General features: G+C 71.8%; 28 protein-coding genes. 18 read left to right on the forward strand and 10 right to left on the reverse strand.

What is annotated here, in order from left to right; translation table 11 throughout:
- Nucleotides 1–688: 688 nt before the first annotated feature.
- Nucleotides 689–2,116: a bifunctional phosphatase PAP2/diacylglycerol kinase family protein gene (locus tag L1857_RS13090; protein WP_094004945.1), complete on the reverse strand. Its 1,428-nt coding sequence runs from the start codon at nucleotides 2,114–2,116 to the stop codon at nucleotides 689–691.
- Nucleotides 2,117–2,177: 61 nt separating this feature from the next.
- Between L1857_RS13090 and L1857_RS13095 the strand changes: the two genes are divergently transcribed.
- The 5 genes from L1857_RS13095 to L1857_RS13115 all read left to right on the forward strand — a co-directional run bounded on the left by L1857_RS13095 (nucleotide 2,178) and on the right by L1857_RS13115 (nucleotide 5,674).
- On the forward strand, nucleotides 2,178–2,660 hold the full coding sequence (locus tag L1857_RS13095) for a GNAT family N-acetyltransferase (protein ID WP_240323462.1): 483 nt from the start codon (nucleotides 2,178–2,180) through the stop codon (nucleotides 2,658–2,660).
- 367 nt (nucleotides 2,661–3,027) lie between these two features.
- Nucleotides 3,028–3,600, forward strand: coding sequence for an LmrA/YxaF family transcription factor (locus L1857_RS13100; RefSeq protein ID WP_240323463.1), 573 nt, complete (start codon nucleotides 3,028–3,030; stop codon nucleotides 3,598–3,600).
- Between the two features lie 409 nt (nucleotides 3,601–4,009).
- Nucleotides 4,010–4,294, forward strand: a complete 285-nt coding sequence (locus L1857_RS13105) for a hypothetical protein (protein WP_233157201.1) — start codon at nucleotides 4,010–4,012, stop codon at nucleotides 4,292–4,294.
- Between the two features lie 103 nt (nucleotides 4,295–4,397).
- Complete coding sequence (locus tag L1857_RS13110; RefSeq protein WP_094004947.1) at nucleotides 4,398–5,036, forward strand: SGNH/GDSL hydrolase family protein; 639 nt, start codon at nucleotides 4,398–4,400, stop codon at nucleotides 5,034–5,036.
- 26 nt (nucleotides 5,037–5,062) lie between these two features.
- Nucleotides 5,063–5,674 (forward strand): maleylpyruvate isomerase family mycothiol-dependent enzyme, encoded by a 612-nt coding sequence (locus L1857_RS13115; RefSeq protein WP_249467411.1) that lies wholly within the window; start codon nucleotides 5,063–5,065, stop codon nucleotides 5,672–5,674.
- On the opposite strand, the gene sigJ is transcribed toward L1857_RS13115, so the two are convergent.
- Genes sigJ through L1857_RS13130 form a run of 3 tightly spaced genes read right to left on the reverse strand, consistent with a single transcriptional unit; the run spans nucleotide 5,666 to nucleotide 7,391 of the window.
- Complete coding sequence (gene sigJ / locus L1857_RS13120) at nucleotides 5,666–6,544, reverse strand: RNA polymerase sigma factor SigJ (protein WP_116115319.1); 879 nt, start codon at nucleotides 6,542–6,544, stop codon at nucleotides 5,666–5,668. The genes L1857_RS13115 and sigJ overlap by 9 nt on opposite strands.
- A 9-nt stretch (nucleotides 6,545–6,553) precedes the next feature.
- Entirely contained in the window at nucleotides 6,554–6,697 is a 144-nt protein-coding gene (locus tag L1857_RS13125) for a hypothetical protein (RefSeq protein ID WP_167481551.1), read from the reverse strand.
- A 37-nt stretch (nucleotides 6,698–6,734) separates the two neighbouring features.
- Nucleotides 6,735–7,391 (reverse strand): TetR/AcrR family transcriptional regulator, encoded by a 657-nt coding sequence (locus tag L1857_RS13130; RefSeq protein ID WP_094004949.1) that lies wholly within the window; start codon nucleotides 7,389–7,391, stop codon nucleotides 6,735–6,737.
- 112 nt (nucleotides 7,392–7,503) lie between these two features.
- Between L1857_RS13130 and L1857_RS13135 the strand changes: the two genes are divergently transcribed.
- Genes L1857_RS13135 through L1857_RS13145 form a run of 3 tightly spaced genes read left to right on the forward strand, consistent with a single transcriptional unit; the run spans nucleotide 7,504 to nucleotide 10,627 of the window.
- Nucleotides 7,504–8,988, forward strand: coding sequence for a flavin-containing monooxygenase (locus tag L1857_RS13135; RefSeq protein WP_116115315.1), 1,485 nt, complete (start codon nucleotides 7,504–7,506; stop codon nucleotides 8,986–8,988).
- Entirely contained in the window at nucleotides 8,988–9,785 is a 798-nt protein-coding gene (locus L1857_RS13140) for an SDR family NAD(P)-dependent oxidoreductase (RefSeq protein WP_094004951.1), read from the forward strand. The genes L1857_RS13135 and L1857_RS13140 overlap by 1 nt, the downstream gene beginning before the upstream one ends.
- Nucleotides 9,786–9,787: 2 nt before the next feature.
- A complete protein-coding gene (locus L1857_RS13145; RefSeq protein ID WP_240323466.1) occupies nucleotides 9,788–10,627 on the forward strand; it encodes an alpha/beta fold hydrolase in 840 nt (279 codons plus the stop codon).
- 96 nt (nucleotides 10,628–10,723) lie between these two features.
- On the opposite strand, the gene L1857_RS13150 is transcribed toward L1857_RS13145, so the two are convergent.
- The 4 genes from L1857_RS13150 to L1857_RS13165 form a co-directional block, all read right to left on the reverse strand.
- Entirely contained in the window at nucleotides 10,724–11,386 is a 663-nt protein-coding gene (locus tag L1857_RS13150) for a methionine ABC transporter permease (RefSeq protein ID WP_020423486.1), read from the reverse strand.
- Nucleotides 11,383–12,396 carry a methionine ABC transporter ATP-binding protein gene (locus L1857_RS13155; protein ID WP_116115311.1) on the reverse strand — a complete coding sequence of 338 codons (1,014 nt, stop codon included), beginning with the start codon at nucleotides 12,394–12,396 and terminating at the stop codon, nucleotides 11,383–11,385. Before L1857_RS13155 ends, L1857_RS13150 begins: the two co-directional genes overlap by 4 nt.
- Entirely contained in the window at nucleotides 12,393–13,340 is a 948-nt protein-coding gene (locus L1857_RS13160) for a MetQ/NlpA family ABC transporter substrate-binding protein (protein WP_116115309.1), read from the reverse strand. The genes L1857_RS13155 and L1857_RS13160 overlap by 4 nt, the downstream gene beginning before the upstream one ends.
- A gap of 113 nt (nucleotides 13,341–13,453) precedes the next feature.
- Nucleotides 13,454–14,881 carry an LVIVD repeat-containing protein gene (locus tag L1857_RS13165; RefSeq protein WP_116115307.1) on the reverse strand — a complete coding sequence of 476 codons (1,428 nt, stop codon included), beginning with the start codon at nucleotides 14,879–14,881 and terminating at the stop codon, nucleotides 13,454–13,456.
- 127 nt (nucleotides 14,882–15,008) lie between these two features.
- Here L1857_RS13165 and L1857_RS13170 point away from each other — a divergent pair, with 127 nt between their 5' ends.
- Together L1857_RS13170 and L1857_RS13175 are read left to right on the forward strand one after the other, a co-directional pair.
- Nucleotides 15,009–15,638, forward strand: a complete 630-nt coding sequence (locus L1857_RS13170; protein ID WP_094004956.1) for a DUF305 domain-containing protein — start codon at nucleotides 15,009–15,011, stop codon at nucleotides 15,636–15,638.
- A 487-nt stretch (nucleotides 15,639–16,125) separates the two neighbouring features.
- Entirely contained in the window at nucleotides 16,126–16,287 is a 162-nt protein-coding gene (locus tag L1857_RS13175) for a hypothetical protein (RefSeq protein WP_167481552.1), read from the forward strand.
- Here the strand turns inward: L1857_RS13175 and L1857_RS13180 are convergent.
- A complete protein-coding gene (locus L1857_RS13180) occupies nucleotides 16,279–16,728 on the reverse strand; it encodes a sigma factor-like helix-turn-helix DNA-binding protein (RefSeq protein ID WP_116114022.1) in 450 nt (149 codons plus the stop codon). The genes L1857_RS13175 and L1857_RS13180 overlap by 9 nt on opposite strands.
- Nucleotides 16,729–16,898: 170 nt before the next feature.
- Here L1857_RS13180 and L1857_RS13185 point away from each other — a divergent pair, with 170 nt between their 5' ends.
- Together L1857_RS13185 and L1857_RS13190 are read left to right on the forward strand one after the other, a co-directional pair.
- On the forward strand, nucleotides 16,899–17,735 hold the full coding sequence (locus L1857_RS13185; RefSeq protein ID WP_094004958.1) for an endonuclease/exonuclease/phosphatase family protein: 837 nt from the start codon (nucleotides 16,899–16,901) through the stop codon (nucleotides 17,733–17,735).
- Between the two features lie 25 nt (nucleotides 17,736–17,760).
- The gene (locus L1857_RS13190; protein ID WP_205413388.1) at nucleotides 17,761–18,204 is read left to right on the forward strand and encodes a hypothetical protein; all 444 of its coding nucleotides are present in this window, start codon (nucleotides 17,761–17,763) and stop codon (nucleotides 18,202–18,204) included.
- A 40-nt stretch (nucleotides 18,205–18,244) separates the two neighbouring features.
- Here the strand turns inward: L1857_RS13190 and L1857_RS13195 are convergent, their stop codons facing one another.
- A complete protein-coding gene (locus tag L1857_RS13195; RefSeq protein ID WP_116114028.1) occupies nucleotides 18,245–19,243 on the reverse strand; it encodes a LacI family DNA-binding transcriptional regulator in 999 nt (332 codons plus the stop codon).
- Between the two features lie 216 nt (nucleotides 19,244–19,459).
- On the opposite strand from L1857_RS13195, the gene L1857_RS13200 reads away from it, so the two are divergent.
- Genes L1857_RS13200 through rhaI form a run of 6 tightly spaced genes read left to right on the forward strand, consistent with a single transcriptional unit; the run spans nucleotide 19,460 to nucleotide 25,636 of the window.
- Nucleotides 19,460–20,977 carry a sugar ABC transporter ATP-binding protein gene (locus L1857_RS13200; protein WP_116114020.1) on the forward strand — a complete coding sequence of 506 codons (1,518 nt, stop codon included), beginning with the start codon at nucleotides 19,460–19,462 and terminating at the stop codon, nucleotides 20,975–20,977.
- Entirely contained in the window at nucleotides 20,974–22,017 is a 1,044-nt protein-coding gene (locus tag L1857_RS13205; RefSeq protein ID WP_429727757.1) for an ABC transporter permease, read from the forward strand. The genes L1857_RS13200 and L1857_RS13205 overlap by 4 nt, the downstream gene beginning before the upstream one ends.
- Nucleotides 22,010–22,996, forward strand: coding sequence for an ABC transporter permease (locus L1857_RS13210; protein WP_116114015.1), 987 nt, complete (start codon nucleotides 22,010–22,012; stop codon nucleotides 22,994–22,996). Before L1857_RS13205 ends, L1857_RS13210 begins: the two co-directional genes overlap by 8 nt.
- Before the next feature lie 17 nt (nucleotides 22,997–23,013).
- Nucleotides 23,014–24,081 carry a rhamnose ABC transporter substrate-binding protein gene (gene rhaS, locus L1857_RS13215; protein ID WP_116114012.1) on the forward strand — a complete coding sequence of 356 codons (1,068 nt, stop codon included), beginning with the start codon at nucleotides 23,014–23,016 and terminating at the stop codon, nucleotides 24,079–24,081.
- 56 nt (nucleotides 24,082–24,137) lie between these two features.
- On the forward strand, nucleotides 24,138–24,464 hold the full coding sequence (locus L1857_RS13220) for an L-rhamnose mutarotase (RefSeq protein WP_094004964.1): 327 nt from the start codon (nucleotides 24,138–24,140) through the stop codon (nucleotides 24,462–24,464).
- Complete coding sequence (rhaI, locus tag L1857_RS13225; protein ID WP_116114009.1) at nucleotides 24,461–25,636, forward strand: L-rhamnose isomerase; 1,176 nt, start codon at nucleotides 24,461–24,463, stop codon at nucleotides 25,634–25,636. The genes L1857_RS13220 and rhaI overlap by 4 nt, the downstream gene beginning before the upstream one ends.
- Nucleotides 25,637–25,641 lie beyond the last annotated feature (5 nt).

Here is a 25,641-nt window from a genome sequence, read left to right on the forward strand (position 1 = left end):
CTCCGGGAGTTTGCCGCAAGCGGCTGAGTCCTGCGTGGCGGGGCAGGCATTGGACGAGTGGCTGAGCCACCGGTCCGGAAGGCTCCGGGAGTTTGCCGCAAGCGGCTGAGTCCTGCGTGGCGGGGCAGGCATTGGACGAGTGGCTGAGCCATCGGTCCGGAAGGCTCCGGGAGTTTGCCGCAAGCGGCTGAGTCCTGCGTGGCGGGGCAGGCATTGGACGAGTGGCTGAGCCATCGGTCCGGAAGGCTCCGGGAGTTTGCCGCAAGCGGCTGAGTCCTGCGTGGCGGGGCAGGCATTGGACGAGTGGCTGAGCCATCGGTCCGGAAGGCTCCGGGAGTTTGCCGCAAGCGGCTGAGTCCTGCGTGGCGGGGCAGGCATTGGAAAGTGGCTGAGCCACCGGTCCGGAAGGCTCCGGGAGTTCGCCGCAAGCGGCTGAGTCCTGCGTGGCGGGGCAGGCATTGGCCGAGTGGCTGAGCCACTCGTCTGGAAGGTTCGGAGGGGTCTATGAGTGGCTGAGCCACTTGACCAATCCCGGCGAGCGTACGGGCTTCTGGATGGCTGGTTGGGCCGCTGGAGCCATGCACCGAAACGGTGAGCCACGGGGACCGAGTGGGCTGAGTATTGCGCCGCCCGGCAGGTTCTGGCTAAGTGGCTGAGCCACTGCGCCGCAGACGCTGGAGTGGTCCGCTCAGCGGTAGACGACCAGCGCGCCCCGGCTCTTGCGCAGCGTGATGTCCGGCTGGACCTGGATCAGCTCCCCGTCGACGGCCAGGCGCAGGCGGCCGCTGGGCGCGCTGATCCTCAGCTGCGCCGCGGCCGGCCGGTCCTGGTAGGGCGGGCACCACCGCAGCGTCCCGGTGAGCACGGCCAGCACCACCCGCGTGCGCGCGAGTGGACGTTCCGCGTACACCGTGCGTATGTCGAGCAGCCCGTCGTGCAGGCTGGGCCGGTAGGTCGGCGCGAACCCGCGCGGGCGGTACGCGCCGTTGCCCGCGAAGATCATCCACACGCGGCGCCGCTCGCCGTTGACGATCAGCTCCTGCGGCTTCGCCCGGCGCAGCACGTGCACCAGCCCGACCAGCACCGCCGGCCACTTCCCGATCCGCTTCTCCCACCTCTCCCGGTAGCGGACGAGATCGGTGTAGAGCCCGGTGCTGCAGGTGTTGACGAAGACCTGGTCGTCTGCGATGCCCAGGTCGATCCGCACGGCGGAACCGGTCCGCAACGCGGTGATCGCGTCGTCCGGGGTCTCCACACCGAGATCGCGGGCGAAGTGGTTGAGGGTGCCCGCCGGGACGACGAGGAGCGGCACGTTGTGCGCGGCAGCGACGCGCGCGGCGACGTTGATCGTGCCGTCCCCGCCCGCGACGCCCAGGACGCGGCAGGTCCGGGCGGCCTCGGTGAGCGCCTCGGTCAGGTCCTCGCCGTCGGCCGGTTCGACGATCTTCGCCTGCGGCAGCTCGGCGGCGATCCGGTCCAGCACCGTCGCTCCCGCGCTGCCCGCGGCGGCGTTGGCCACCAGGACCAGCCCGTCGCCGGTCGGCAGCGCGGGCGCCGGGCAGGGTTGCGCCTCCGACGGGTCGGACGGGGTGCGCGGCCACCAGGACAGCGTGACCAGGCCGGCGGTCAGGCCGAGGCCGACCCCGGCGAGCACGTCGGACGGGTAGTGGGCGCCGGTGACGACGCGGGAGGTCGCGACGCCGGCGGCGAGAGCGCCGACCGGCGCGGCGAGCGCGGGCCACTCCAGCGCGGCGCCGGCGGCGAAGGCGGCCGCGGAAGCGGAGTGCCCGGACGGGAACGACGTCGTCCAGGGCGTGCGCCGCAGCTGGCGGACCGGCGGGATGGCGACCGTCGACGGGCGGGTCCGGCCGATGACGCGTTTGCTCAGGCCGTTGGCCGTCGCGCTGGCGATGCCGAGGGCGAGCATCCCGCGCAGGGCGGCGCGGCGGGCGCGGCGGTTGCGCGTCGCGGCGAGCGTGCCGCTGACCGCCCACCACAGGCCGCCGTAGTTGGCCGCGCGGCCCAGGCGGGGCAGTACCCGGTCCAAGAGCACGGAATCGGTCGCCGCCACCCGGGCGAACACCTGCCGGTCCACCCGGGACACCCATCGCCGCATGCCCGCAGTCTATGCGCGCCCGGGGCTTGTCTCCGGGGCCGGCGAGGAGTAGACCGGACTTATGTCAGGTGTCATAACGCTCCGGGAGCTGGACGGGACGTGTATCGCGGACGTCGCCGACCTCGTCCTGGCCTGCTCCGCGGGGACTTTGCGGAACCGGTTCTTCATGCCAGGGCAGCCGGAGCCGCGGGACATCCTCGACCGGTACCGGCGCTACCTCCTCGCGGGCCCGCCGCACGGGGTCGCGCTGGTCGCGTTCAGCGGAGGGGCGGCCGCGGGGCTGCTGAACCTGGTGGCAGGTGAGCCGGGGGTGGCGGAGCTGGGCATCATGGTCGCGGACCCGTGGCAGCGGCGTGGCATCGGGACCGGCCTGGCCGCGTGGTTGCGGGCGTCGGGGCGGTGGGCGGGGTGGACGGTGCGGGCGGTGACGCAGGCGGACAACGCGGCGGCGAAGGCTTTGCTGCGGGGGCAGGGTTTCCGGTTGGTGCGCGGGGTTGATCGCGGGGAGTACCGGTACGAGCTGACGATGCCGGGGGTGGTCTGACGGTGGGTGGACGGCGTGGTGGTGAATGGGCTGGCGGGGTGACGCGGCCGGAATGGCTTGGTGGCGGGATGCACGGTGCGTGGGCTGATGGGGTGGCGTGGCCGGATGGCCTCGGTGACGGAGGTGGCGGCGTGACGGTGAGCGGGATGATCGGGCTGCGCGGCTTGGTGGGTGGTGGTCCGAGCGTGCGTGGGTTGATCGGGTGGCGCGGCGTGACGGTGAGTGGGCTGGCAGGGGTGGATGGCCTGGTCGGTGATGGGCGGCTGCTGGGGTGGCGCGGTCTGAGGGGCCGTGGTCGCGGTGCGACGCGGCGTGGGCTGACAAGGCTGCCCGGTCGGACGGTCTGGTTCGTGGCGGAGATGGTGGCGTGACGCGGGGGCCGCGGGAGCGGATGGTCTACAGCGCGGCGCAGCTGATCCGGACGCAGGGGGTGAGCGGGACCGGTATGCGGGAGGTGGTCGAGCACGCGTCGGCGCCTCGGGGGTCCTTGCAGCACTACTTCCCGGGCGGCAAGGACCAGCTGGTGCGTGAGGCGCTCGCGTGGTCGGGGGAGTTCGCGGCGCGGCGGGTCAAACGCTACGCCGAAGCCGCGCCGACGCCGGCCGGGTTGTTCGCCGGGATGGTGGCGCAGTGGCGGGACCAGTTCCGCGACGAGCGGTTCGCGGCGGGATGCCCGTTCGTCGCCACGACGGCGGATGTCGTGGCGGGCAACGAAAATCTGCGGCAGGCCGTGTGCGCGGGGTTCGAGACGTGGCTGCGGCCGATCGAGGAGAGCCTGCGGGAGATGGGGGTCCCGGAGGAGCGGTGCCGGTCGCTCGCGCTGGTGATGATCAGTGCGCTCGAAGGGGCGATCGTGATGGCGCGGGCGCAGGAGGATGTGGCGCCGCTGGATGCGGTGGTGGCGGAGCTGGGGCCGGTGCTGGACGCGGCGCGGGCTTGAAAACGGGGGCGGGTGTGGTGGCGAAGTTGGGGTCTGGGGTGGGTGCGGGACGGGTCTGAGGGGTGCGGGGGAGCGGGGCGATGCGGGGGTGCCGGGTGTGGCGGTGGAGTTGGAGTCCGGGGTGGGTGCCGCGCGGGCTCGAGAGGCGCGGGGGAGCGGAGGTGGGTCGCCGCGCTGACCGGCGGCTGCGTGGCCGCCGTCCGTCGGCCGTGCTCGCGGGTGTGGCGCGTCGTCGAGCGGTGCTTCTGCCTGCGGTCGCCCAGTCTGGGCGCGCTGCCCATTGTGGACGAATCCGGCACTGTCGGGTGAAAAGCCGCTCGCGGAGTTTGCCGTCTGGGCACACCAGGGAACCACCGCCACGAGTATCCGGAGTGGACCCACCGGGGCCCGCCCCGAGAGGAGGCTCACCGTGAGTGGATGGGTGCGGGTGCACGACGAGCCAGGAGGGCTGAACGCGACCTTCGTCCTCGCCCGGCCGCGCTCCGGCACCGTCGGCGAGACCCAGCGCGTCGCCCACGTCTTCCCGCTGCCCGCGGAGCGGCCCGGGCTGCTGGTCGCCTACTGCGGCTTCGAAGGCCGCCGCGGTGAGCTGGACCTGCTGGACCGGCCCGTCGGCATGCCGTGCGAGCGATGCCTGGTCGTGGCCGCCCGCCGGGCCGGCGCCGGCACCATCCCCCAGCAGCGGCGCAACTGAGCGGACGAGCGTCCCACGCAAACCCCCTCGAACAGAACCTCCTTGACGCACGTCTGCGGTCAAACTTAAAGTACAGTCGTCCACAAACTTTCGAGGGGGCGGCATGACCACCGACGTGCTCACCGGAACCTTGCGCGGCGCACCCTGGCGGCGGCTCGCGATCCTCGGCGACAGCGTCGCCGAGGGGCTGGGGGACCCGGCCGACGGCTACCCGCCGCCACCGTGGGCCGACCGGCTGGCGGACCTGCTGCGCGAACACCAGCCGGACCTGGCCTACGCCAACCTCGGCCTCCGCGACACGCGCGCCGCCCAGGTGCGGGACACCCAGCTCGCCGCGGCCCTGGACTTCCGGCCGGACCTGGCGGTGGTCGCGGCCGGTGGCAACGACATGCTCCGCCGCTCCTTCGACCCCGTCGCGGTCGAGCAAGCGCTGTCCGAAATCGTTTCCGCGCTCCGCGCAGCCGGGGCCGCGGTGGTGATCATGGGCCTGTTCGACATCTCCCGCTCCCCGCTCGCGGCCGCGGACCGGCGCGACGGGCTCCGCGTCCGGCTGGCCCAGCTCGCGCGGCTCACCCGCCGCGTCGCCGACCGGCACGGCGCCTGGTACGTCGACCTCGGCGACCATCCCGCGTCAGCCGACGCAGGGATCTACAGCGCGGACCGGTTGCACGTCAACGCCCGCGGCCACGCGATCGTCCTCGCCGAGACCGTCCGCCGCCTCGCCGCGGAACTGCCGCGCTGACCCGCCCGAGGATCGTCGACGGTGCGCTGAGCCAGTACGACCGGTTCGCCGACCTCATCGAACCGGCCGACGCCGGCTGGGACACGCCGACGCGGTGTACCGGATGGCGGGTGCGGGACGTCGCCGCCCACGTCGTCGGCAACGCCGTGGACACCGCCGACGGCACCATCGGCAGACGCAGCCCCGACGAGCAGGCCGCCGCCCTCCGGCACCACGACCCGGCCGAACTGGCCGCGATGCTCCGCGCGGCCAACGGAAGACTCCGCACGTCACTGTCCAGACTGGACGACGAGCTGTGGGGCAAACCCAGCGGCGTGCCGGGCCGGACGATCGGCAACGGCGTCCTGACCCTGTGGTACGACGCCTACGTCCACGGCGACGACATCCGCGCGGCACTGGGCCGGGAGTCCGAACGGGACGGTGGTCTGGCCGCCGCCGTGCACTGGGTCGCCGACACCCTCCGGCAGCGCGGATGGGGGCCGGCGCGACTCGACCTGCGCGGCTTCGGCCCGATCGACATCGGCGACGGGGGAGAAACCGTGCAGGCCGACGCGCTCGACTTCGTGCTCGCCGCGTCCGGGCGCCGGGACCCGGCCGCGCTCGGCCTTGCCGACGACGTCAACGTGTACTCACGCTGACCCCTTCTGGGCCGCCGCGTACGCGAGCTTGTCCGGGTTGACGATGGTGCGCAGGGCGACCAGGCCGTCCGCGCCCGGCTCGGGCACCACGATCCCGAACAGCTCACCCCACAGGTGCATCGCGATGCCCGGTTCGCCGTTGATCGAGCGCACCGAGAACTCGATCTCCCCCGCGCGGGGATCGCGCACCAGGCCGGCGACGTAGCGAGCGACGCGCTCGCGCCCGGACACCGGACGCCGGGCCGCGCTGACCTTGCCGCCACCGTCCGCCCAGGACACGACCTCCTCGGCGAACATCCGCTCCAGCGCCGCCACATCGCCGTGCACGGCCGCGGCGAGGAACCGCTCCACGATCGCGCGGCGTTGCTCGGCCGTCGCGGTGAAGCGTGTGCGCCCGTCGCCGACGTGCTGCCGCGCCCGGCGGTAGAGCTGGCGGACGTGGGTCTCGTCGAGGTCGAGGATCTCACCGATCTCGCGGTGGCTGTGGCCGAACGCCTCGCGCAGCACGAACGCCGCGCGCTCCGGCGGGGTCAGCCGTTCCAGCAGGACGAGCAGCCCGATCGACAGCGACTCACGCTGCTCGGCGGTCTCCAGCGGGCCCAGCTCGCCGCCTCCGGTGAACACCGGCTCCGGCAGCCACGGCCCGGTGTAGAGCTCGCGCCGCGCCCGCGCGGAGGTGAGCCGGTTCAGGCACAGGTTCGTGACGACCTTGGTCAGCCACGCCTCGGGCACCTCGACGCCGGTGCTCGCGTCCCAGCGGAGGTAGGCCTCCTGCACGACGTCCTCGGCCTCGGACGCCTCGCCGAGCAGCCGGTAGGCCAGGCCGAGCAGGCGCGGGCGGTTGGCTTCGAACAGGGCGAGGCGGTCCACGCCCCCAGGCTACTGGCCCTGCTGCGGATCGAAGTCGTCGTGCGGGTCTCCCTCGGAGGTGCCCTGCTCGCCCCGCTGGACCTGCTGTTCCTCGGCCGAGGAGTCCTCGGCGCCGGGCAGGTCCTCGCGCGGGTCGTCGTGCTTGCGTTCCATGCGCCCGGGCTACCCGGCGGCGGCGGGCCGAAACGGTTCAGGCCGGTGGTTCGGTGGTGCGGTAGATGGTGGTCAGCCACACGTCGAGCAGCACGTCGACCACGTCCGCCTCGGGCACGGCCGGCCCGTCACCGCCGAAGGTGGCGTACAGGACGCGCTCGTTCATCGAGTTCAGCGCGATCGCCAGGTCCCGCGCGGGAAGCCCGGCCGGAGCCGCGCCGCGCGCCCGCTCCGCCTCGATGGCTTCGGCGGTGCGGCGGACCCACGTCTCCATCATGCCCGCCCACAGCTCCCGCACTTCGGCGTTGGTGTGGCGGGCCTCCGCCGCCGCGAGGGCGACCGCGCGGTGCGCGCGGAAGGTCGTGTAGATCGCGTCCAGGCACTGCCGCCAGCGCTGCGCGGGGCTCGGGCCGGGGGTGTCGAACACCGCCGAGGACGCCCGGTCGGCCTCCTCGGTGACCCGGTCGAGCAGCGTGAGCAGCACCGCGTCCTTGGAGCGGAAGTAGAAGTAGAACGTCGGCCGCGAGATCCCGGCGCCGCGGGCGAGGTCGTCAGTGGAGATCTCGCTCAGCGGCCGCTCCGCGAGCAGCCGCTCGGCGGTGGCCAGGATCGCCAGCTCCCGTTCGTCGCCGCTGGGCCGGGGCGCGCGCCGGCCGCGAGCCGGGCGGGCGCGGACGGCGGGATCGGTGGCCATGCCGTCACCGTAGCAGGCTGTCGACGCCCTGTCGGCGCTCTCGACAGGGTGTTGACCGTCTCGACATACCGTTGGTACGTTGCGGTTCAGACGCCGGAGGAACGGGGAAGCGATGACGCTGGAACACGTCGACGTCCTGATCGTCGGTGCCGGGCTGTCCGGCATCGGCGCCGCCAGTCACCTGCAGGCGGAGTGTCCGGGCCGGTCGTACGCGATCTTCGAGTCGCGCGGTGCGATCGGCGGCACCTGGGACCTCTTCCGCTATCCGGGCGTGCGCTCGGACTCGGACATGTTCACGCTCGGCTACTCGTTCGAGCCGTGGACCGACGCGAAGGCGATCGCCGACGGCCCGTCGATCCGCGAGTACGTGCAGCGCACCGCGCGCACCCGCGGCATCGACCGCAGGATCCGGTTCCACCACCGCGTGGTGCGGGCCGAGTGGTCCTCCGGCGAAGCACTGTGGACGGTCGAGGCGGAGCGCTCGGACACCGGTGAGCGCGTGCGGATCACCTGTGACTTCCTGTTCGTCAACTCCGGCTACTACCGCTACGACCAGGGCTACGCGCCCCAGTTCCCGGGGCAGGACGAGTTCACCGGGACCGTCGTGCACCCGCAGCACTGGCCGGAGGACCTGGACTACACCGGCAAGCGCGTCGTGGTGATCGGCAGCGGGGCCACGGCCGTGACGCTGCTGCCCGCGATGGCCGGCGACGCGGCGCACGTGACGATGCTGCAGCGCTCGCCCAGCTACGTGCTGTCCCTGCCGGGCACCGATCCGGTCGCCGACAAGCTGCGCGGGGTGCTGCCGGCCAAGGTCGCCTACCCGATCGTGCGGTGGAAGAACGTGGTGTCGGCGATGCTGTTCTTCCAGCTCAGCCGCCGCAGCCCGGGAGTTGTCCGGAAGTTCCTGCGCAAGGCCGTCTCCGCCCAGCTGCCGCGCGGTTTCGACGTGGACCGGCACTTCAACCCCAGCTACGACCCGTGGGACCAGCGGGTGTGCTTCGTCCCGGACGGCGACCTGTTCAAGGCCGTGCGCAGCGGGAAGGCGGACATCGTCACCGACACCATCGAGACGTTCACCGCAGACGGCATCCGGCTGTCCTCGGGGCGGGTGCTGGAGGCCGACATCGTCGTCACCGCCACCGGGCTGAACCTGCTGCCCTTCGGCGGGCTGGAGCTGGTGGTCGACGGCGAGCCGGTGGAGCTCGGCGAACGGCTGGCGTACAAGGGGATGATGCTCTCCGGCGTGCCGAACTACGCGTTCACCATCGGCTACACCAACGCGTCCTGGACGCTGAAGGCCGACCTCGTCGCCGGGTACGTGTGCCGCCTGCTCAACCACCTCGACGAGCACGGCTACACCACCTGCACCCCGGTGCCGCCGCCGTCGGTCACCGCGACCGAGCCGCTGATCGACCTCAAGTCCGGGTACGTGCTGCGCAGCCTGGACAAGCTGCCCAAGCAGGGCCCGGCCGCGCCGTGGCGGCTGTTCCAGAACTACCCGCGCGACGTGCTGCTGATGCGGCACGGGTCGCTGGAGGACGACGCCATGCGGTTCGCGCGCACCGCGAAGCAGGCGAAGGAGCGGGTGGCCTGATGCGGCGCTACACCTTCGACGGCGGCACGGCCGTGGTGACCGGTGCGGCGAGCGGGATCGGTGCGGCGCTCGCGCACGCCCTGGCCGCGCGGGGCTCGAACCTGGTGCTGCTGGACCGCGACGCCGACCGGCTGACCGCGGTGACCAAGGCCGTGGGATCCACTGTGGACGTATCGGCGCACGTGGTCGACCTGGCTTCGGCGGAGGAGACGGCCGCGGCCGCCGAGCGGGTGCTGGCCGAGAACCCGCGCCTGACGCTGCTGATCAACAACGCGGGCGTGGCGCTGGGCGGGCGGTTCGACCAGCTGACGCTGGAGGAGTTCGGCTGGGTCGTGGACGTCAACTTCCGCGCCCCGGTCCAGCTGACCCACGCGTTGCTGCCCGCGCTCAAGGCCGCGCCCGGCTCGCACATCGCCAACGTGTCCAGCCTGTTCGGGCTGATCGCGCCGCCCGGGCAGTCGGCGTACTCGGCGAGCAAGTTCGCCATCCGCGGGTTCACCGAGGCGATCCGGCACGAGCTGGCCGGGCAGGTCGGCGTCACGTCGGTGCATCCGGGCGGCATCCGCACCCGGATCGCGGAGTCGGCGCGCGTCGGCAGCGGCGTGCCCGGCGGGATGGACACCCGGCAGTGGGAACGCGTGCTGCGGATGGACCCGGCCAAGGCGGCGGCGGTCATCGTGGACGCGATCGAGCACCGCAAGCCGCGCGTGCTGATCGGCTGGGACGCGAAGATCCCGGACCTGCTGGTGCGGCTGCTGCCCGGCGCGCACAGCCGTCTGCTGGGAAGGCTTCGCTGACCGTGGACTTCGTGGACGTGCGCGGGCGGCGGGCCCGCTACCGGGTCGCGGGTGACGGGCCGCCGGTCCTGCTGCTGCACGGGATCGGCCGGAGCCTGCGGGACTGGTCGGAGCAGCAGGACCTGCTCGCCGACGAGTACCGCACCTACAGCGTCGACCTCGCCGGCTTCGGGATGTCGGAACCGTTGCCGGGCAAGCACACGCTGGCGGCGCTGGCCGGGTTCGCGGCGGACTTCCTGGACGCGGTGGGGGAGACCGGCCCGGTGCACGTGGCCGGCAACTCCCTCGGCGGCGCGGTCGCGATGCGGTTGTCGGTGGACGCGCCGGAGCGGGTGCGCAGCCTGGCGCTGGTGAACAGCGCCGGTTTCGGCCGCGAGGTGACGATGGCGCTGCGGCGGCTCGCGTTGCGGCCGCTGGGGAAGCTGCTGCTGCGCCCGAGCCGGTCGGCGGCGATGCGGGTGGAGCGGGCGTTGTTCCACGACCGCGCGTTCGCGACGCGGGAGCGGGTCGAGCACGCGCTGGAGATCGCCCGGCAGCCGCACGCGGCGCGGGTGATGCTGGAGACCGCCCGCGGACTGGGCGGTTTCCGCGGCGTGCGGGAGGACTGGCGTGCCGAGCTGATCCAGGCGGTGGCCGCGCGGGCCCTGCCGACGCTCGTCGTGTGGGGTGATCGGGACCTGATCCTGCCCGCCCTGCACCTGGATGCCGCCCGGCGCGCGTTGCCGCACGCGCAGACGCGGTTGTTCACCGGCACCGGGCACATGCCGCAGATCGAGCGGGCCAAGGAGTTCCACGACCTGGTGACGGAGTTCTGGGCGGAGCAGGTCACGACCAGGGCGTGACCTGCCGCGGCACCCGTTCCCCGTCCAGGACCACGCCGTCCAGGCTCAGCTGCAGCGCCATCCGCCCCGCCGAGCGCCGAGTCAACGACCCGGACCTCAGCGGCGCAGCGCCTTGCGCGCCAGCCAGTTGCCGAGGAACTGCGCGCCCTGCACCAGCACGATGATCGTGACGACCGCCAGCCACGTCACCACCCAGTCGAACCGGTGGTAGCCGTAGGTGATGGCGAAGTCGCCGAGCCCGCCGCCGCCGACCGCGCCCGCCACCGCCGTCATGTCGACGATCGCGACGAACACGAACGTGTAGCCCAGCACCAGCGGTCCGAGCGCCTCCGGCACCAGCAGCGTCAGGATGATCCGCAGCGGGCTCGCGCCCATCGCGCGCGCCGCCTCGATCACGCCCGGGTCGATGGTGACCAGGTTCTGCTCGACGATCCGGGAGATCCCGAACGTCGCGGCGAACACCAGCGCGAACGTCGCCGCCGCGGTTCCCAGCTGGGTGCCCACGACGAAGATCGTCACCGGCCCGATCGCGGTGATGAAGATGATGAACGGGATCGGCCGGATGATGTTGACCAGCACGTTGAGCACGGTGAACACGAACCGGTTCGCCAGCAGCCCGCCCGCGCGCGTGGTGTAGAGCAGGATGCCCAGCACCAGCCCGAGCGCGCCGCCGACGACGAGCGTGACCACGGCCATGCCCAGCGTCTGCGCGATCGCCTCCCAGAACACCGGGCCCAGGGTCTCCCAGTCCAGGCTCATGCCGCGATCTCCTCGATCTCGGTGGTGGCGCGCAGGTCCGCGATGAGCGCGTCCACGTCGGCGTCCGCGCCGATCAGCTCCAGCGTGAGACCGCCGAACGACCGGCCGGACAACGCGGTGATGCCGCCGTAGACGATCTCGAACCGCACGTTGTGCTTGCCGACCGCGTCGGACAGGACCGCGCCGAGCCGCCCGTCGTCGTGGACCTTCGCCGTCACCAGCCGCCCGCCGTGCCGCGCGCGGATGCGGTCGAGGTCGGCGCCCTCCGGGGTGTCCCGGACGACCGACCCGACGAACCGCTGCGCCGCGTGTGTCTTCGGCGACGAGAACACCTCGAACACGCTGCCCTGCTCGATGACCCGGCCCGAGTCGAGCACCGCCACCCGGTCGGCGATCTCCCGCACGACCTCCATCTCGTGGGTGATCACCACGATCGTCACGCCCAGCTCGGTGTTGACGCGCTCGAGCAGCCGCAGCACCTCGCCGGTGGTCTCCGGGTCGAGCGCGCTGGTGGACTCGTCGGCCAGCAGGATCTTTGGGTTCGTCGCGAGCGCCCGGGCGATCCCGACGCGCTGCTTCTGCCCGCCGGAGAGCTGGTCCGGGTAGTGCCACGCCTTGTCGGTGATGCCGACGAACTTCAGCAGCTCGGCCACCCGCGCCTTGCGGCGTTCCTTGTCCCACCCGGCGATCTTCAGCGGGTAGGCCACGTTGCCGAACACCGTTCGGGAGCGGAACAGGTTGAACTGCTGGAAGATCATCCCGATCCCGGCCCGCACCCGGCGCAGCTCCCGCTCGTTCAGCGTGGTCAGGTCCACACCGTCGACGAGCACCCGCCCGGAGGTGACCGGTTCGAGCGCGTTGACCAGCCGGACCAGCGTGCTCTTGCCGGCGCCGGAGTAGCCGATGATGCCGAAGACCTCACCCGCGCCGATCGTCAGGTCGACGTCCGCCAGCGCGGTGACGTCACCGAAGCGCTTGGTGACGCCCTGGAACTCGATGAGCGCGTTCACTTCTTCGCGGCCCGCACGGTCTGTTCGAGGCGGTCCAGGATCGCCTGCAGGTCGGTGTTGGGGCGCTCCACCAGCACGGCGGTGTTCTTCGACTCGGCCCGCACCTCGCCGGCCACGCGCGGATCCCGGTAGAGCTGGGCCAGCTTGAGGTAGGTCGGGTTGTCCTTGTCCTGGGCGCGGGTGACGAAGGTGTTGATGTAGGGCTCCGCGGACGGGTTCGCCGGGTCGTCGTTGAACAGCGCCGTCGACGGGTCGAGGTTCGCGTCCAGGGCGAAGTTGTTGTTGACGATCGCGCCGTCGACCGACGGGAGCGCGGCCACGGTCTGCGAGGCGTCCACCGGGGTCACGGTGACCTTCGAGGCGGCCTGGTCGATCTCGGCCGGGGTGGACAGCACGGTCCCGCCGCCGCGCAGCGAGATCAGGCCGGCCGACTGCAGCACCAGCAGGGCACGCGCCTGGTTGGTCGGGTCGTTCGGGATCGCGATCTGCCCGCCGCGCGGGATGTCGGCCACGGTGGCGTGCTTGCGCGAGTACAGGCTCAGCGGCACCACGTAGGTCGAGCCGACCGGGGTGAGGTCCTGGTTCGCGCTGACGTTGTAGTTGGCGAGGAACAGCAGGTGCTGGAACAGGTTCACGTCCAGCTGGCCCTGCGCGAGCGCCGGGTTGGCCTGCGTGTAGTCGGAGAAGTTGACCAGCTCCAGGTCGATCCCGTTCTCGGCGGCGACCTGCCGGAAGGCCTTCCAGTAGTCGGCGCTCGCGTCGGTGACCCCGATCTTCACGGTGGTGTGGCCGGCGCTGGTGCCGGAGTCCGACGTCGTGTTGACGACGATCAGGACCACGGCGACGAGGACGACGACCACGGCGAGGATGACGCCGGCCAGCGGGCCGCGTTTCCGGCGCGGCTTCTCGGGGAGGACGGCGTCGTCGGAGGAGTTTTCGGACATGGCGCCATCCTGCCGCCGGTCACCGGAACGGGGGACAACCGTCCCACATGGTGATCGGCGGCAGGATGGATTTGCCTTCGATCGTCAGGCTGTGCTAGCGGCCCGCCGTCGAATCATCCGCGGTAGCGGCCCTGGGTCTGGACGTTCAGCTCGTCCATCCGCACCGACTTCGCGCTCGCCGTGCGCGGGTCGTGCAGGGCGAACACGTCCAGGCCCTTCTGGATGTCGGAGGAGTAGATGTGGCCGTTGTAGTAGTAGGCCGACCACGACCCGCCGGTGATCAGCTGCTCGTTCGACAGCGGGCCGCGCTCCCAGTAGGCCAGCTCCTTCGGGTGGGCGGAGTCGGTGAAGTCCCACACCGAGATCCCGCCTTGGTACCAGGCCTGGACCATGATGTCGCGGCCCTTGACCGGGATCAGCGAGCCGTTGTGCGCCACGCAGTTCTCGGTCTGCGCCTGCTCCCGCGGGATCTTGAAGTAGCTCGCGAAGCGCAGGCTGCGGTCGTCGCCGCGGCCGGTGATGTCGTAGATCGCGTCCGCGCCGCGGACCGCGCCGATCGCCGCCGTGCACGCCGGCTGGCCGCCGCCGCCCAGCTCGTCGGTGAAGACGACCTTGGTGCCCTGGTTGTTGAACGTCGCCGAGTGCCAGAACGCGAAGTTCGTGTCGTCCTGGACCTGCTCGATGATCCGCGGCCGCTCCCGGTCGGAGATGTCGAACAGCACCCCGTCACCCATGCACGCGCCGGCCGCCAGGTCCTTCTCCGGGTAGGCGGTGATGTCGTGGCAGCCCGAGGTCTCGGTGACGTAGTGGTTCGGGAAGGTGCCCGGGATGCCGCGGTTGCCGCCGGCCTCGCCGAAGACCACCGGCTCGTTGACGACGGCCGCGGCCGCCGGGTTGTGCACCGGGACCTTGACCACCGAGATCAGGTCGTGCGGCGGCCGGCAGTCCGGGAACTCGGCACGCGGGCTGTAGGAGGAGACGTAGAGGTAGACGTCCTTGCCGTTCTTGCCCGGCACCAGCGTGTGGGTGTGCGAACCGCACTTCGTCTCGACCGCGGCCACGTACTTCGGGTTGGCCAGATCGCTGATGTCGAAGACCTTGATGCCCTCCCACGAGTTCTTCTCCGTGGCCGGCTGGCTGGTGCTGGCGCAGGAGTTGTCGCTGCGCGAGGAGTCGGTGGACAGGAACAGCAGGTCGCCGGACACCGAGACGTCGTTCTGCGAGCCGGGGCAGAGCACCTGGCTGACGATCGCCGGCTTGCTGGGCTTGCTGATGTCGTAGATCGTGAAGCCGCTGTAGTTGCCGACGATCGCGTGGTCATCGGTGAACGCGATGTCGGTCCCGAGGGCGTTCACGTTGTCGAACGGGGCCTGCTTCGGGATGTTCGCCAGGTGCTGGATGTTGCGGGACTGCCTGACCTCGTCGACCCCCGGGATGCCGGGCTCGGCCGACGCCGGTGCGGCGCCGAGCGTGGTCAGCGACAGGGCGAGCGCGCCGGTTAGCGCGAACAGCCGGCGTCTGCGTCGGTTCCCCAGAGCCACGTGGCCAACCCCTTTCGGTTCGGAAGAAAAACGAAGTATGACCGAATCTCCCGCCTCGGCGACAGCGCCGAAAGTAGGCTTTTTCCTGCGGTACGGTCGCGGGTACGGACGAGTGCGAGGAGGGCCCGTGCGGGGGTTCGTCGTGGGAACGTTGCTGGCAGCGGCGGTGCTGGGCGCGGCGTGCGCGCCGGAACCGGAGGCGCCGCCGGTCGTGGTGCCGGGCGCGCCCGGGGAGCCGGCCCGGACGCTGCCCGCGGACGAGGCGAGCGCGGCGGTGCCGTCGAACCGGCACAACGACGCCGACGTGTCGTACGTGCAGCGGATGATCATGCACCACCAGCAGGCGATCCGGATGGGCGAGCTGGTGCCGGCGCGGGCCGCGCGGGAGGACGTGAAGGGCCTGGCGGCCCGCATCGCGGCGACGCAGGGGCCGGAGATCACGTCGATGACCGCGTGGTTGCGGCAGCGGGGGCTGGAGGTGCCGGGGGAGCACTCCGGTCACCACGGCTCGCACGCCGAGCACGGCCCGATGCCGGGGATGGCGACCGAGGAGCAGCTGGCCGCGCTGGCGGCCGCGTCCGGGCCCGAGTTCGACCGGCTGTTCCTGCAGCTGATGACCGCGCACCACGAGGGCGCGATCACGATGGCGACCGAGGTGCTGGGCGCCGGGGCGGACGTGTTCGTGGAGGAGATGGCGACCGACGTGATCGCCTCGCAGACCGACGAGGTCCACCGGATGCGCGCGATGGCCGGCTGACGCCGGCCCCGGGAGGGCAGGACTCGCGCCCGCGAGCGTGGGACTCGCGTGCGGGAGGGTGGGACTCGCGTGCGGGAGGGTGGGACTCGCGTGCGCGAGCGTGGGACTCGCGTGCGGGAGCGTGGGACTCGCGTGCGGGAGGGTGGGACTCGCGTGCGGGAGGGTGGGACTCGCGTGCGGGAGGGTGGGACTCGCGTGCGGGAGGGTGGGACTCGCGCGCGGGAGGGTGGGACTCGCGTGCGGGAGGGTGGGACTCGCGTGCTGTCGCGAGTTCCACGTTCATTGCCGCGAGTTCTGCACTCGGTGCTGTGAGTTCTGCACTCGGAGTCGCGAGTTCTGCGGTTGGGGCTGCGAGTTCTGCGGCCGGGGCCCGGCGGGGTGCTCCGTGGAGGTGCGGCGCTCGCGACTCACCCGCGAGGTTGCACTTCGAGGGTGATTCCGCGTCCTCGTGGTGCGGGTGGCGCCGCCGAGGAGGATCGTGGACGTCATGGCGGAGCCGAACGTGTCGGGATGGGCCGCGGCCGGCGGCGTCCTCATCCTGGCGATCATCGCGTCCGCCGCCCTGGGCGACGCGTGGTACTTCCTGGCCGGCGTGATGGCGGGACTCGGCCTGCTGGCCGGCATGCGGTCCAGCACGCCCTCACCCTGAGGAGATCCCCCGCAGGCGGTTCAGCGCGCGGTGCTGCACGAGGCGCACCTGGTTCGCCGACAACCCCAGCGCCGAGGCGGTCTCCTCCGCCGACAGGCCGGCCGCCACGCGCAGCAGCATGATCTCCCGCTCCACGCCGGGCAGCGCCAGCACCGGTGAGTCGGCCTCGGGGGCGCGGGCGCCGGCCACCGTCTGGGCCGTCAGCTCGTACACGAGCGCGGGGAACGGGCCGGCCCAGCCGGGCAGCGCGTGCAGGATCGCCAGGCACGCCTCGTGCGCGACCTCGTCCGCGCCGTGCCGCAGCCGCGCCCGGCAGTACCGCACCACGACGGGCGTCACCGCGGCGACCAGCTCCCGGATCGCCCCCGGATCGCCACCGGCCGCGGACGCGACGAGGTCCGCGCCGGGAAGCCCCGTGCTCACCGCGTGCCGCGCCGCCATCGCGCTCCCCCTCCTCGACAGGTAGTACGCACGAGCCGCCCGGCGGGTTGCCTTCATGGTGGCCCCGGCCGGCCGCGCAACGGGCCGGCGTGGTGCAAGTCGGAGGAGGTTCCGCTCGGCGGCAGGTGGTGTGCGCACGAACCGCCCGGCGGGTTGCCTTCGCCGCTAGGGTGATCATCGTGCGGCTCGCAGTGGTGGTTCTCGCGGCGGTTCTGGCTCTCGGCGCGGCTCCGGCGGCCGCGGCGCACCGGCCGGGGCTCACCGTCGCCAGCTACAACATCCACGCCGGCGCCGGGCAGGACGGCGTCTTCGACCTCGCCCGCACCGCCGCCGCCATCCGGGACCTGCGCGCGGACGTCGTCGGGCTGCAGGAGGTCGACGTCCACTGGGACGCGCGCAGCCAGTACCGCGACGAGGCCACCGAACTCGCGCGCGCCCTGGGAATGCACGTGTTCTTCGCGCCGATCTACGACCTCGACCCGCCCGCGCCCGGTGCGCCACGCCGCCAGTACGGCGTCGCCGTGCTGAGCCGCTACCCGATCCTCGCCGCGCGAAACCTCGAGATCACCCGGTTGTCGACGCTCACCCCGGACGCGGCCCCCGCCCCGGCGCCAGGTTTCGCCGAAGTGACCGTGGCAGCGCACGGCGGGCCGGTCCGCGTCTACGCCACCCACCTGGACTACCGCGCCGATCCCGCCGTGCGGCAGGCGCAGGTCGCCGACATGCTCGCCGTCCTCGACCGGCTGCCCGGACCGGAGATCCTCACCGGCGACCTCAACGCCGAACCCACCGCCCCCGAACTCGCTCCACTGTGGACCAGCCTGGCCGACGCGGACCCGCGCGCGGGCACCTACCCGGCCGCGGAACCGGTGAAGCGCATCGACTTCGTGACCGCGTCCCGGCACTTCGCGGTCCGTTCCGCCTGGACGGTCGCCACGACGGCCTCCGACCACCGTCCGGTGGTAACGCGGCTGGAAAGGGTTCAGTCGATCTCCGTTCGGTCGTAGCATGAGCCGGGCGGGAGGGAGAGCCATGACCAGCAGTCCGCCGGAGCAGCCGAGCGAGTCGAAAACGCGCACCGCCACGGTGAACCTGCCGTTCGTGCGAGCCGAGTTCCGGGCGCCGCACGTGCCCGGCCGCGGCGAGGTCACCGCCGCGCTGCACACCGCACGGTCCTTCCTGCCACCGCCGCGCCAGCTCGCCTACTGGGGAGGTCTGGGCCTGCTCGCCGCGGTCGAGCTGATCGAGTGGCCGGTGGCCGTCGCGATCGGCGTCGGCACCGCGATCGCCGGGCGCGGCAAGGGCGCGGCGCCCCGGCAGGCCGAGGCCGACCCCGCCGAGGCCAAGCCCACCGAGGTCAAGCCCGCCGAGGCCAACCCCACCGAGGTCAAGCCCGCCGAGGCCAACCCCACCGAGGCGAAGCCCGCGAAGGCGCGGGCAGGCACGCAGAAGCGGGGTCCACGCGGCGGCGCCTAGGCCGGGGCGGGCGGACAGCCACCCGCGCTCCGCCCCGGAGTCAGGCCCCGTGGCGGGTGGAGGCTCGCACCACCAGCTCGGGCGTGAACACGACCTGCTGGTGCTCGTGCCCGGGATCCGTCTCCCGCAGCAGCAGCTCCGCCGCCGTCCGGCCGAGCCGGCGCCGTGGCTGCCGCACCGAGGTGAGGGGCACCGCGGCGGCCGCGGCGAAGTCGATGTCGTCGTAGCCCACCATCGCCAGGTCGTCGGGCACCCGCAGGCGCAGGCTGACGCACGTCTGGAGCAACCCGAGTGCCAGCAGGTCGTTCGCGCAGAACGCCGCCGTCGGGCGCAGTGACGACGGCAGCCCGGCCAGGCGCTGCCCCGCCGTCCGGCCCTCGGCCACGGTCAGCGCCGACGTCGTCAGGTCGACCAGGTTCTCCGGCCCCAGCCCGGCCTCCGCCAGCGCCCGCAACGCGCCCTCGCGCCGGTCGCGCACCTGCCCGAGCGTGTCGGGGCCGCCGATGAACGCCACCCGCCGATGTCCCAGCTCCAGCAGGTGCTGCACCGCGAGCCGCCCGCCCAGCACGTCGTCCACCGCCACCGAGCAGTGGTCGCCCGGCTGCCCGGTGCGGTCGACGATCACCAGCGGGATCCCGTGCGCCGCCGTCTCGGCCAGCACCGGTGAGCCCGGATCGACCGGCGTGATCAGGATTCCCTGCACCCGCTGCTGTTCCAGCCGGCTCAGGTAGTCGCGCTCGCGCTCGGCCCGGTTCGCGCTGTTGCACAGGAACAACGACAGGCCGGCCTCGTCCGCCGCGTCCTCCACGCCCTCGGCCACGTCGGTGAAGAACGGGTTGCTCCCGTCGAGCATCACGTAGGCCAGGATCCGGCTGCGGCCCGCCCGCAGCTGCCGCGCCGTCTCGTTGCGCACGAACTTCAGCTCGGCCATCGCCGCCTCGACCTTCGCGCGCGTGCGCGGGCTGACGCGATCGGGCCGGTTCAGCACGTTGGACACGGTCCCCAGTGACACGCCCGCCGCCGCCGCGACGTCCTTGATCCCCGCCGCCCGGGGCTCTCCCGCGGCGGCCCCCTCCGTGGTCGTGCGCGTCACGTGACTCCTCCGGTTGAAACGTGTAACAAGCGCCGATGTTATCGGATCGCGACCGAAAAAACCTCGCTGAACTGGGCTGGAAACTTGTCGTTGACTTCGTGATCCAGCGCATAGTAGCGTCAGCGCGCCAGGTTTGTGAAACCTTTCATTTCGGAGGTCGCGATGGTGCGGCAGGACCCGGGCGCTGTGCCCTTGCTGGAGGTCCGCGGCGTCACGAAGTCGTTCGGCGCGGTGGCCGCCGTGCAGGGGGTGTCGTTCCCCCTCCACTCCGGCGAGGCCCACGCACTGGTGGGCGAGAACGGCGCGGGCAAGTCGACCATCGTCAAGATGCTCGCCGGGGTCCACCGCCCGGACACCGGAACGCTGCTGGTCGACGGGCAGCCCGTCGAGTTCTCCTCGCCGGCCGACGCCAAGGCCGCCGGCATCGCGGTGATCTACCAGGAACCCACGCTGTTCCCCGACCTCACGGTCGAGGAGAACATCGTGATGGGCCGCCACCCGCGCAAGCGGCTGGGCATGATCGACCGCGGCGCCATCCGGGCCGAGGCGGAGAAGCTGTTCGCCCGCCTGGGCGTGCGGATCGACCCGGGCCGCCCGGCGCGTGGCCTGTCGATCGCCGACCAGCAGATCGTCGAGATCGCCAAGGCCCTCTCGGCCGACGCGCGCGTGCTGATCATGGACGAGCCGACCGCGGCGCTGTCGCTGGTCGAGGTCGAGCGCCTGTTCTCGGTGGCGCGCAACCTGCGCGACGAGGGCGCGGCGATCATGTTCATCTCGCACCGCTTCGAGGAGATCACCGAGCTGTGCCAGCGCGTGACGATCATGCGCGACGGCAAGCACGTCTCCACCGATCCGATGGCCGGCCTGACCGTGGACGAGATGGTCCGCCGCATGGTCGGCCGCGAGCTGGACGCGTTGTTCCCCAGGCAGGACGTCACCCCGGGCGAGGTCGTGCTCGAAGTGGACGGTCTCACCCGGGAAGGCGTGTTCCGCGACGTCTCGTTCCAGGTCCGGGCCGGCGAGATCGTCGCATTCGCCGGCCTGGTCGGCAGTGGACGGTCCGAAGTGGTCCAGGCCGTGTTCGGAGTGGACGACCGCGATGCGGGAACCGTGAAGCTGCGCGGGAAGAAGCTCAAGCCGGGCTCGCCGCGCGCCGCAATGGCCGCGGGCATGGCCCTGGTGCCGGAGGACCGGCGTCAGCAGGGCCTGGTCATGGACCTGTCCATCGAGCGGAACGTGACCCTGCCGCGCTCGGGCGCGCTGGCGAAGCTGGGTTTCCTGTTCGGCGGCAGCGAGCGCAAGGAGGCGCTGCGCTGGACCGGGCGCCTCCAGACCAAGTACGGCCGCCTCGGCGACGCCGTGGGCACGTTGTCCGGCGGCAACCAGCAGAAGGTCGTGCTGGCCAAGTGGCTGTCGATGGCGCCGAGCGTCCTGATCGTCGACGAGCCCACGCGCGGCATCGACGTCGGCACGAAGGCCGAGGTGCACCGGCTGATGTCGTCCCTGGCCGCGGAGGGCGTCGCCGTGATCATGGTGTCCTCCGAGCTGCCCGAGGTGCTCGGCATGGCCGACCGCGTGCTGGTGATGCGTGAGGGCCGGATCGTCGCGGAGATCGGCCGCGACGACGCGAGTGAGGACTCGGTGATGTTCGCGGCGATGGGTCAGGGAGCGGCGGCGTGAACGCGACGAAGGTGATGTCTCCCAAGATGAGCGGGCCGGCGCCCGCAGCCCGCAGGTTCTCCCTCGGCGGCCTGTTCCGGGCACGCGAAGCCGGGATCGTCCTCGCGCTGGTCGCGCTGGTCGCGTTCACGGCGACGCAGAACGCGCGCTTCCTGTCCGCGCAGAGCATCCGCGACATCCTGCTCGGCACCGCGATCCTGGCCGTCCTCGCGGTCGGCCAGGCGACGGTGATGATCACCCGCAACATCGACCTGTCGGTGGGCTCGGTGCTCGGCCTGTCCGCGTTCGCGGTCGGCTCGCTGCTGCAGGACAACCAGGGCATGCCGGTGATCGTCGCGCTGGTCGCCGGTCTCGCCGTCGGCGCGGCGTGCGGCCTGGTCAACGGGGTGCTGGTCCGGTTCGGCCAGGTGCCCGCGCTGGTGGTCACCCTCGGCACGCTCTACGCCTTCCGCGGCGCGGCCTACTTCTGGGCCGGTGGCGAGCAGATCAACGCCGACGAGCTGCCCGGCCACTTCCTGCGGTTCGGCAACTCCTCGATCCTGGGCATCCCGTGGCTGGTGCTGATCGCGGTGATCGTGCTGGTCGTCGCCGGGGTCGTGCTGCGCAACTACCGCGCCGGCCGCGAGCTGTACGCGATGGGGTCCAGCCCGCAGGCCGCCGAGCTGGCCGGGATCAAGGTCGGCCGCAACACGATCGCCGCGTTCCTGGTGAGCGGCGCGCTCGCGGGAGTGGCCGGGGTGCTGTTCGCCGCACGGTTCGGCACGATCGATGCGGCCGCGGGCAACGGTTACGAGCTGAACGTGGTCGCCGCCGCGGTGGTCGGCGGGGTCGCGGTGTTCGGCGGCAGCGGCACCGTGTGGGGCGCGGGCCTGGGCGCCTTGCTGCTCACCGTCATCGGCAGCTCACTCGCCGTCCTCGACATCAACCAGTTCTGGCAGCAGGCCATCGTCGGCGCGCTGATCCTGCTCGCGATCGGCGCCGACCGGCTGGTCGCCGTCCGGGTCGCCAAGTCACTGAAGAAGAGGGATTCCCATGTCTGACAAGCGGCCGGCCTGGCTGTCCCGCCTGGCGAGCTGGGACGCCGCCGTCATCGTGATCACGGTGCTGGTGCTGCTCATCGCCTCCGGGGCGGTGGAGAACTTCGGCAGCAGCCGCAACTTCACCTTCCTGCTGCTGGACCTGCTGCCGATCGCGCTGATCGCGCTGCCGATGACGCTGGTGATCGTGACCGGCGAGATCGACCTGTCGGTGGCGAGCACGCTCGGCCTCACCTCGGCCGTGATGGGCGACCTGTGGAACCGCGGCCTGCCCATCGAGACGATCATCCCGCTGTGCCTGGTGCTCGGCGCGGTGCTGGGCGCGCTCAACGGGTTCTTCGTGACCGTGCTGAAGCTGCCGTCGCTGGCGGTCACCATCGGCACGCTGGCGCTCTACCGCGGCCTGGCGTTCGTGGTGCTCGGCGACGGGGCGGTGGCGGACTTCCCGCGCGCCTACACCTCGTGGGTGACCGGGACGATCGGCGGCGGCCCGGTGCCGAACATGCTGATCCCGCTCGTGGTGCTGGCCGTGGTGTTCGGCCTGGTGCTGCACGCGACCCCGGTCGGCCGGTCGGTGTTCGCCGCCGGTGCCGGTGAGCAGGCGGCGCGCTTCGCCGGCATCCGCGTGGGACGGCTGAAGTTCTGGCTCTACGTGGTCAGCGGCTTGGTCGCCGGCCTGGCCGGGGTGCTGTGGACGCTGCGGTACTCCAGTGCCCGCGCCGACAACGGCCTGGGCATGGAACTGGCCGTCGTGGCGGCGGTCCTGCTCGGCGGTGTCTCGATCTTCGGTGGCAAGGGCACCCTGCCGGGGGTGCTCGCCGGGGTGGTCCTGCTGGCCACGCTGCAGAACGCGCTGCGGCTGCAGGACGTGTCGAACGAGGCGCTCAACATCGTCACCGGGGTGCTGCTGATCATCTCGGTGCTCCTGCCCAACATCGTCATCCGCTTCCGGGCTGCGCTGCGGCGCCGGGCGACCACATAGAAAGGCGAAAACGCCCCATGAAGAGACGACTCCTCGCCGGTGCGGTGTCGGCAGCCCTCGTGCTGACGGTGGCCGCGTGCGGTGGCACGACGAAGAACGACAGCAGCTCCGCCGGTGCCGGTGGCGCCCAGCCGACCGCGCAGGCCGACCCGAACGCCCCCACCAAGGAGGGCGTGAAGATGGCCTTCCTGCCCAAGCAGCTCAACAACCCGTACTCGGACATCGAGGTCGGCGGCGGCAAGACCGCCCTGGACGAGCTGAAGGGCGAGTACAAGCTGGTCGGCCCGAACGACGCCAGCGCCTCCTCGCAGGTCAGCTACATCAACACGCTGATCCAGCAGCAGCAGGACGTGATCGGCATCGCCGCGAACGACCCGAACGCGGTGTGCCCGTCGCTGAACCAGGCCCGCAGCTCCGGCATCAAGGTCGTGGCGTTCGACTCCGACGCGGCCAAGGACTGCCGCGACGTGTTCATCAACCAGGCCACCACGCAGGGCATCGGCGAGCAGCTGGCGAAGATGGCGAGCGAGCTGGCCGGCGGCTCGGGTGAGATCGCCATCCTGTCCGCGACCCCGAACGCCACCAACCAGAACGCCTGGATCGAGGTGTTCAAGCAGCAGCTGGCCAAGCCCGAGTACGCGAACCTGAAGCTGGTGAAGGTCGCCTACGGCAACGACGACGACCAGAAGTCGTTCCAGGAGGCCCAGGGCCTGCTGCAGTCGTACCCGAACCTGAAGGCCATCGTCGCGCCGACCACCGTCGGCATCGCCGCGGCCGCGCGCTACATCAGCTCGTCGGCCTACAAGGGCAAGGTCGCGGTGACCGGCCTGGGCACGCCGAACCAGATGCGCGAGTACGTCAAGGACGGCACGGTCACGAAGTTCGCGCTGTGGAACCCGGCCGACATCGGTTACCTGGCCGCCTACGCGGGTGTCGCGCTCGCCTCCGGCCAGATCACCGGTGCCCAGGGCCAGACGTTCAAGGCGGGCAAGCTCGGTGAGTACACCATCGGGGCGGACGGCGAGATCGTCCTCGGCCCGCCGACGGTGTTCGACGCGAGCAACATCGACCAGTACAACTTCTGATGCTCCCCGGCCGGGCCGCACCGGCGGCCCGGCCGGGTCTCCACCAAGGACGAACTGTGGCCCGATACTGCTTCTGCCTGCAGGTGAAACCCGAGCGGATGGCCGAGTACGCGCAGCGGCACCGCGCGGTGTGGCCGGAGATGCGGCAGGCGCTGACCGACACCGGATGGCGCAACTATTCGCTGTTCCTCCGCGACGACGGCCTGCTGATCGGCTACGTCGAGGCCGACGACCTGGACACCGCGCGGGCGGCGATGGCCCGCACCGAGGTCAACGCCCGCTGGCAGGCCGAGATGGCCGAGTTCTTCACCGGCCTGGAAGGGCGCGGCCCCGACGAGGGGTTCCAGTTGCTCACCGAGGTCTTCCACCTGGAAGGAAAGTGATCCCGTTGTCCGACCTGACCGCCGTGAAAGAAGCCCTGCGGGCTCAGCGGATCGAAACGCCTTCGTGGGCCTATGCCAACTCCGGCACGCGGTTCAAGGTGTTCCCGCAGCCCGGGGTGCCGCGGACGCCGGAGGAGAAGATCGCCGACGCGGCGAAGGTGCACGAGCTGACCGGCATCGCGCCGAGCGTGGCCCTGCACATCCCGTGGGACCGGGTCGACGACTACGGCGCTCTCGCCAAGTACGCGCGCGACCTCGGGATCGAGATCGGCGCCATCAACACCAACGTCTTCCAGGACGAGGACTACAAGCTCGGCTCGGTCACCAACCCCGACCCGCGGATCCGCCGCAAGGCCACCGATCACCTGCTCGAGGCGATCGACATCATGGACCCCACGGGCAGCAAGGACCTGAAGTTCTGGTTCTCCGACGGCATCAACTACCCGGGCCAGGACGATCTGCGCACCCGCCAGGACCGGCTGGCCGCTGCCCTGCGCGAGGCGTACGACCGGCTCGGCGACGACCAGCGGATCCTGCTGGAGTACAAGCTGTTCGAGCCCGCGTTCTACGCCACCGACGTGCCGGACTGGGGCACCTCGTACGCGCACTGCGTCGAGCTCGGTCCTAAAGCGACGGTGTGCATCGACACCGGCCACCACGCGCCGGGCACCAACATCGAGTTCATCGTCGCGTTCCTGCTGCGGCAGGGCAAGCTCGGCGCGTTCGACTTCAACTCGCGCTTCTACGCCGACGACGACCTGATGGCCGGCGCCGCCGACCCGTTCCAGCTCTTCCGCATCATGTGGGAGATCGTGCGCGCCGACGCGCTGGACCCGTCCTACGGCATCAACTTCATGCTCGACCAGTGCCACAACATCGAGGCGAAGATCCCGGCGATCATCCGCTCGGTGCTCAACGTGCAGGAGGCCACCGCGAAGGCCCTGCTGGTCGACAAGGCGGCCCTGTTCGCCGCGCAGCAGGCCGGGGACGTGCTCGGCGCCAACGCCGTGCTGATGGACGCCTACAACACCGACGTGCGGCCGCTGCTGGCCGAGCTGCGCGAGGAGTCCGGGCTGGACCCGGACCCGATCGCCGCCTACCACCGCAGCGGTTACCAGGACAAGATCGTCGCCGAACGAGCCGACGGCCGGCAGGCCGGTTGGGGAGCCTGAACCAC

The organism is Amycolatopsis thermalba (assembly GCF_023376025.1).
GTDB classification, from domain to species: Bacteria; Actinomycetota; Actinomycetes; order Mycobacteriales; family Pseudonocardiaceae; genus Amycolatopsis_E; species Amycolatopsis_E thermalba.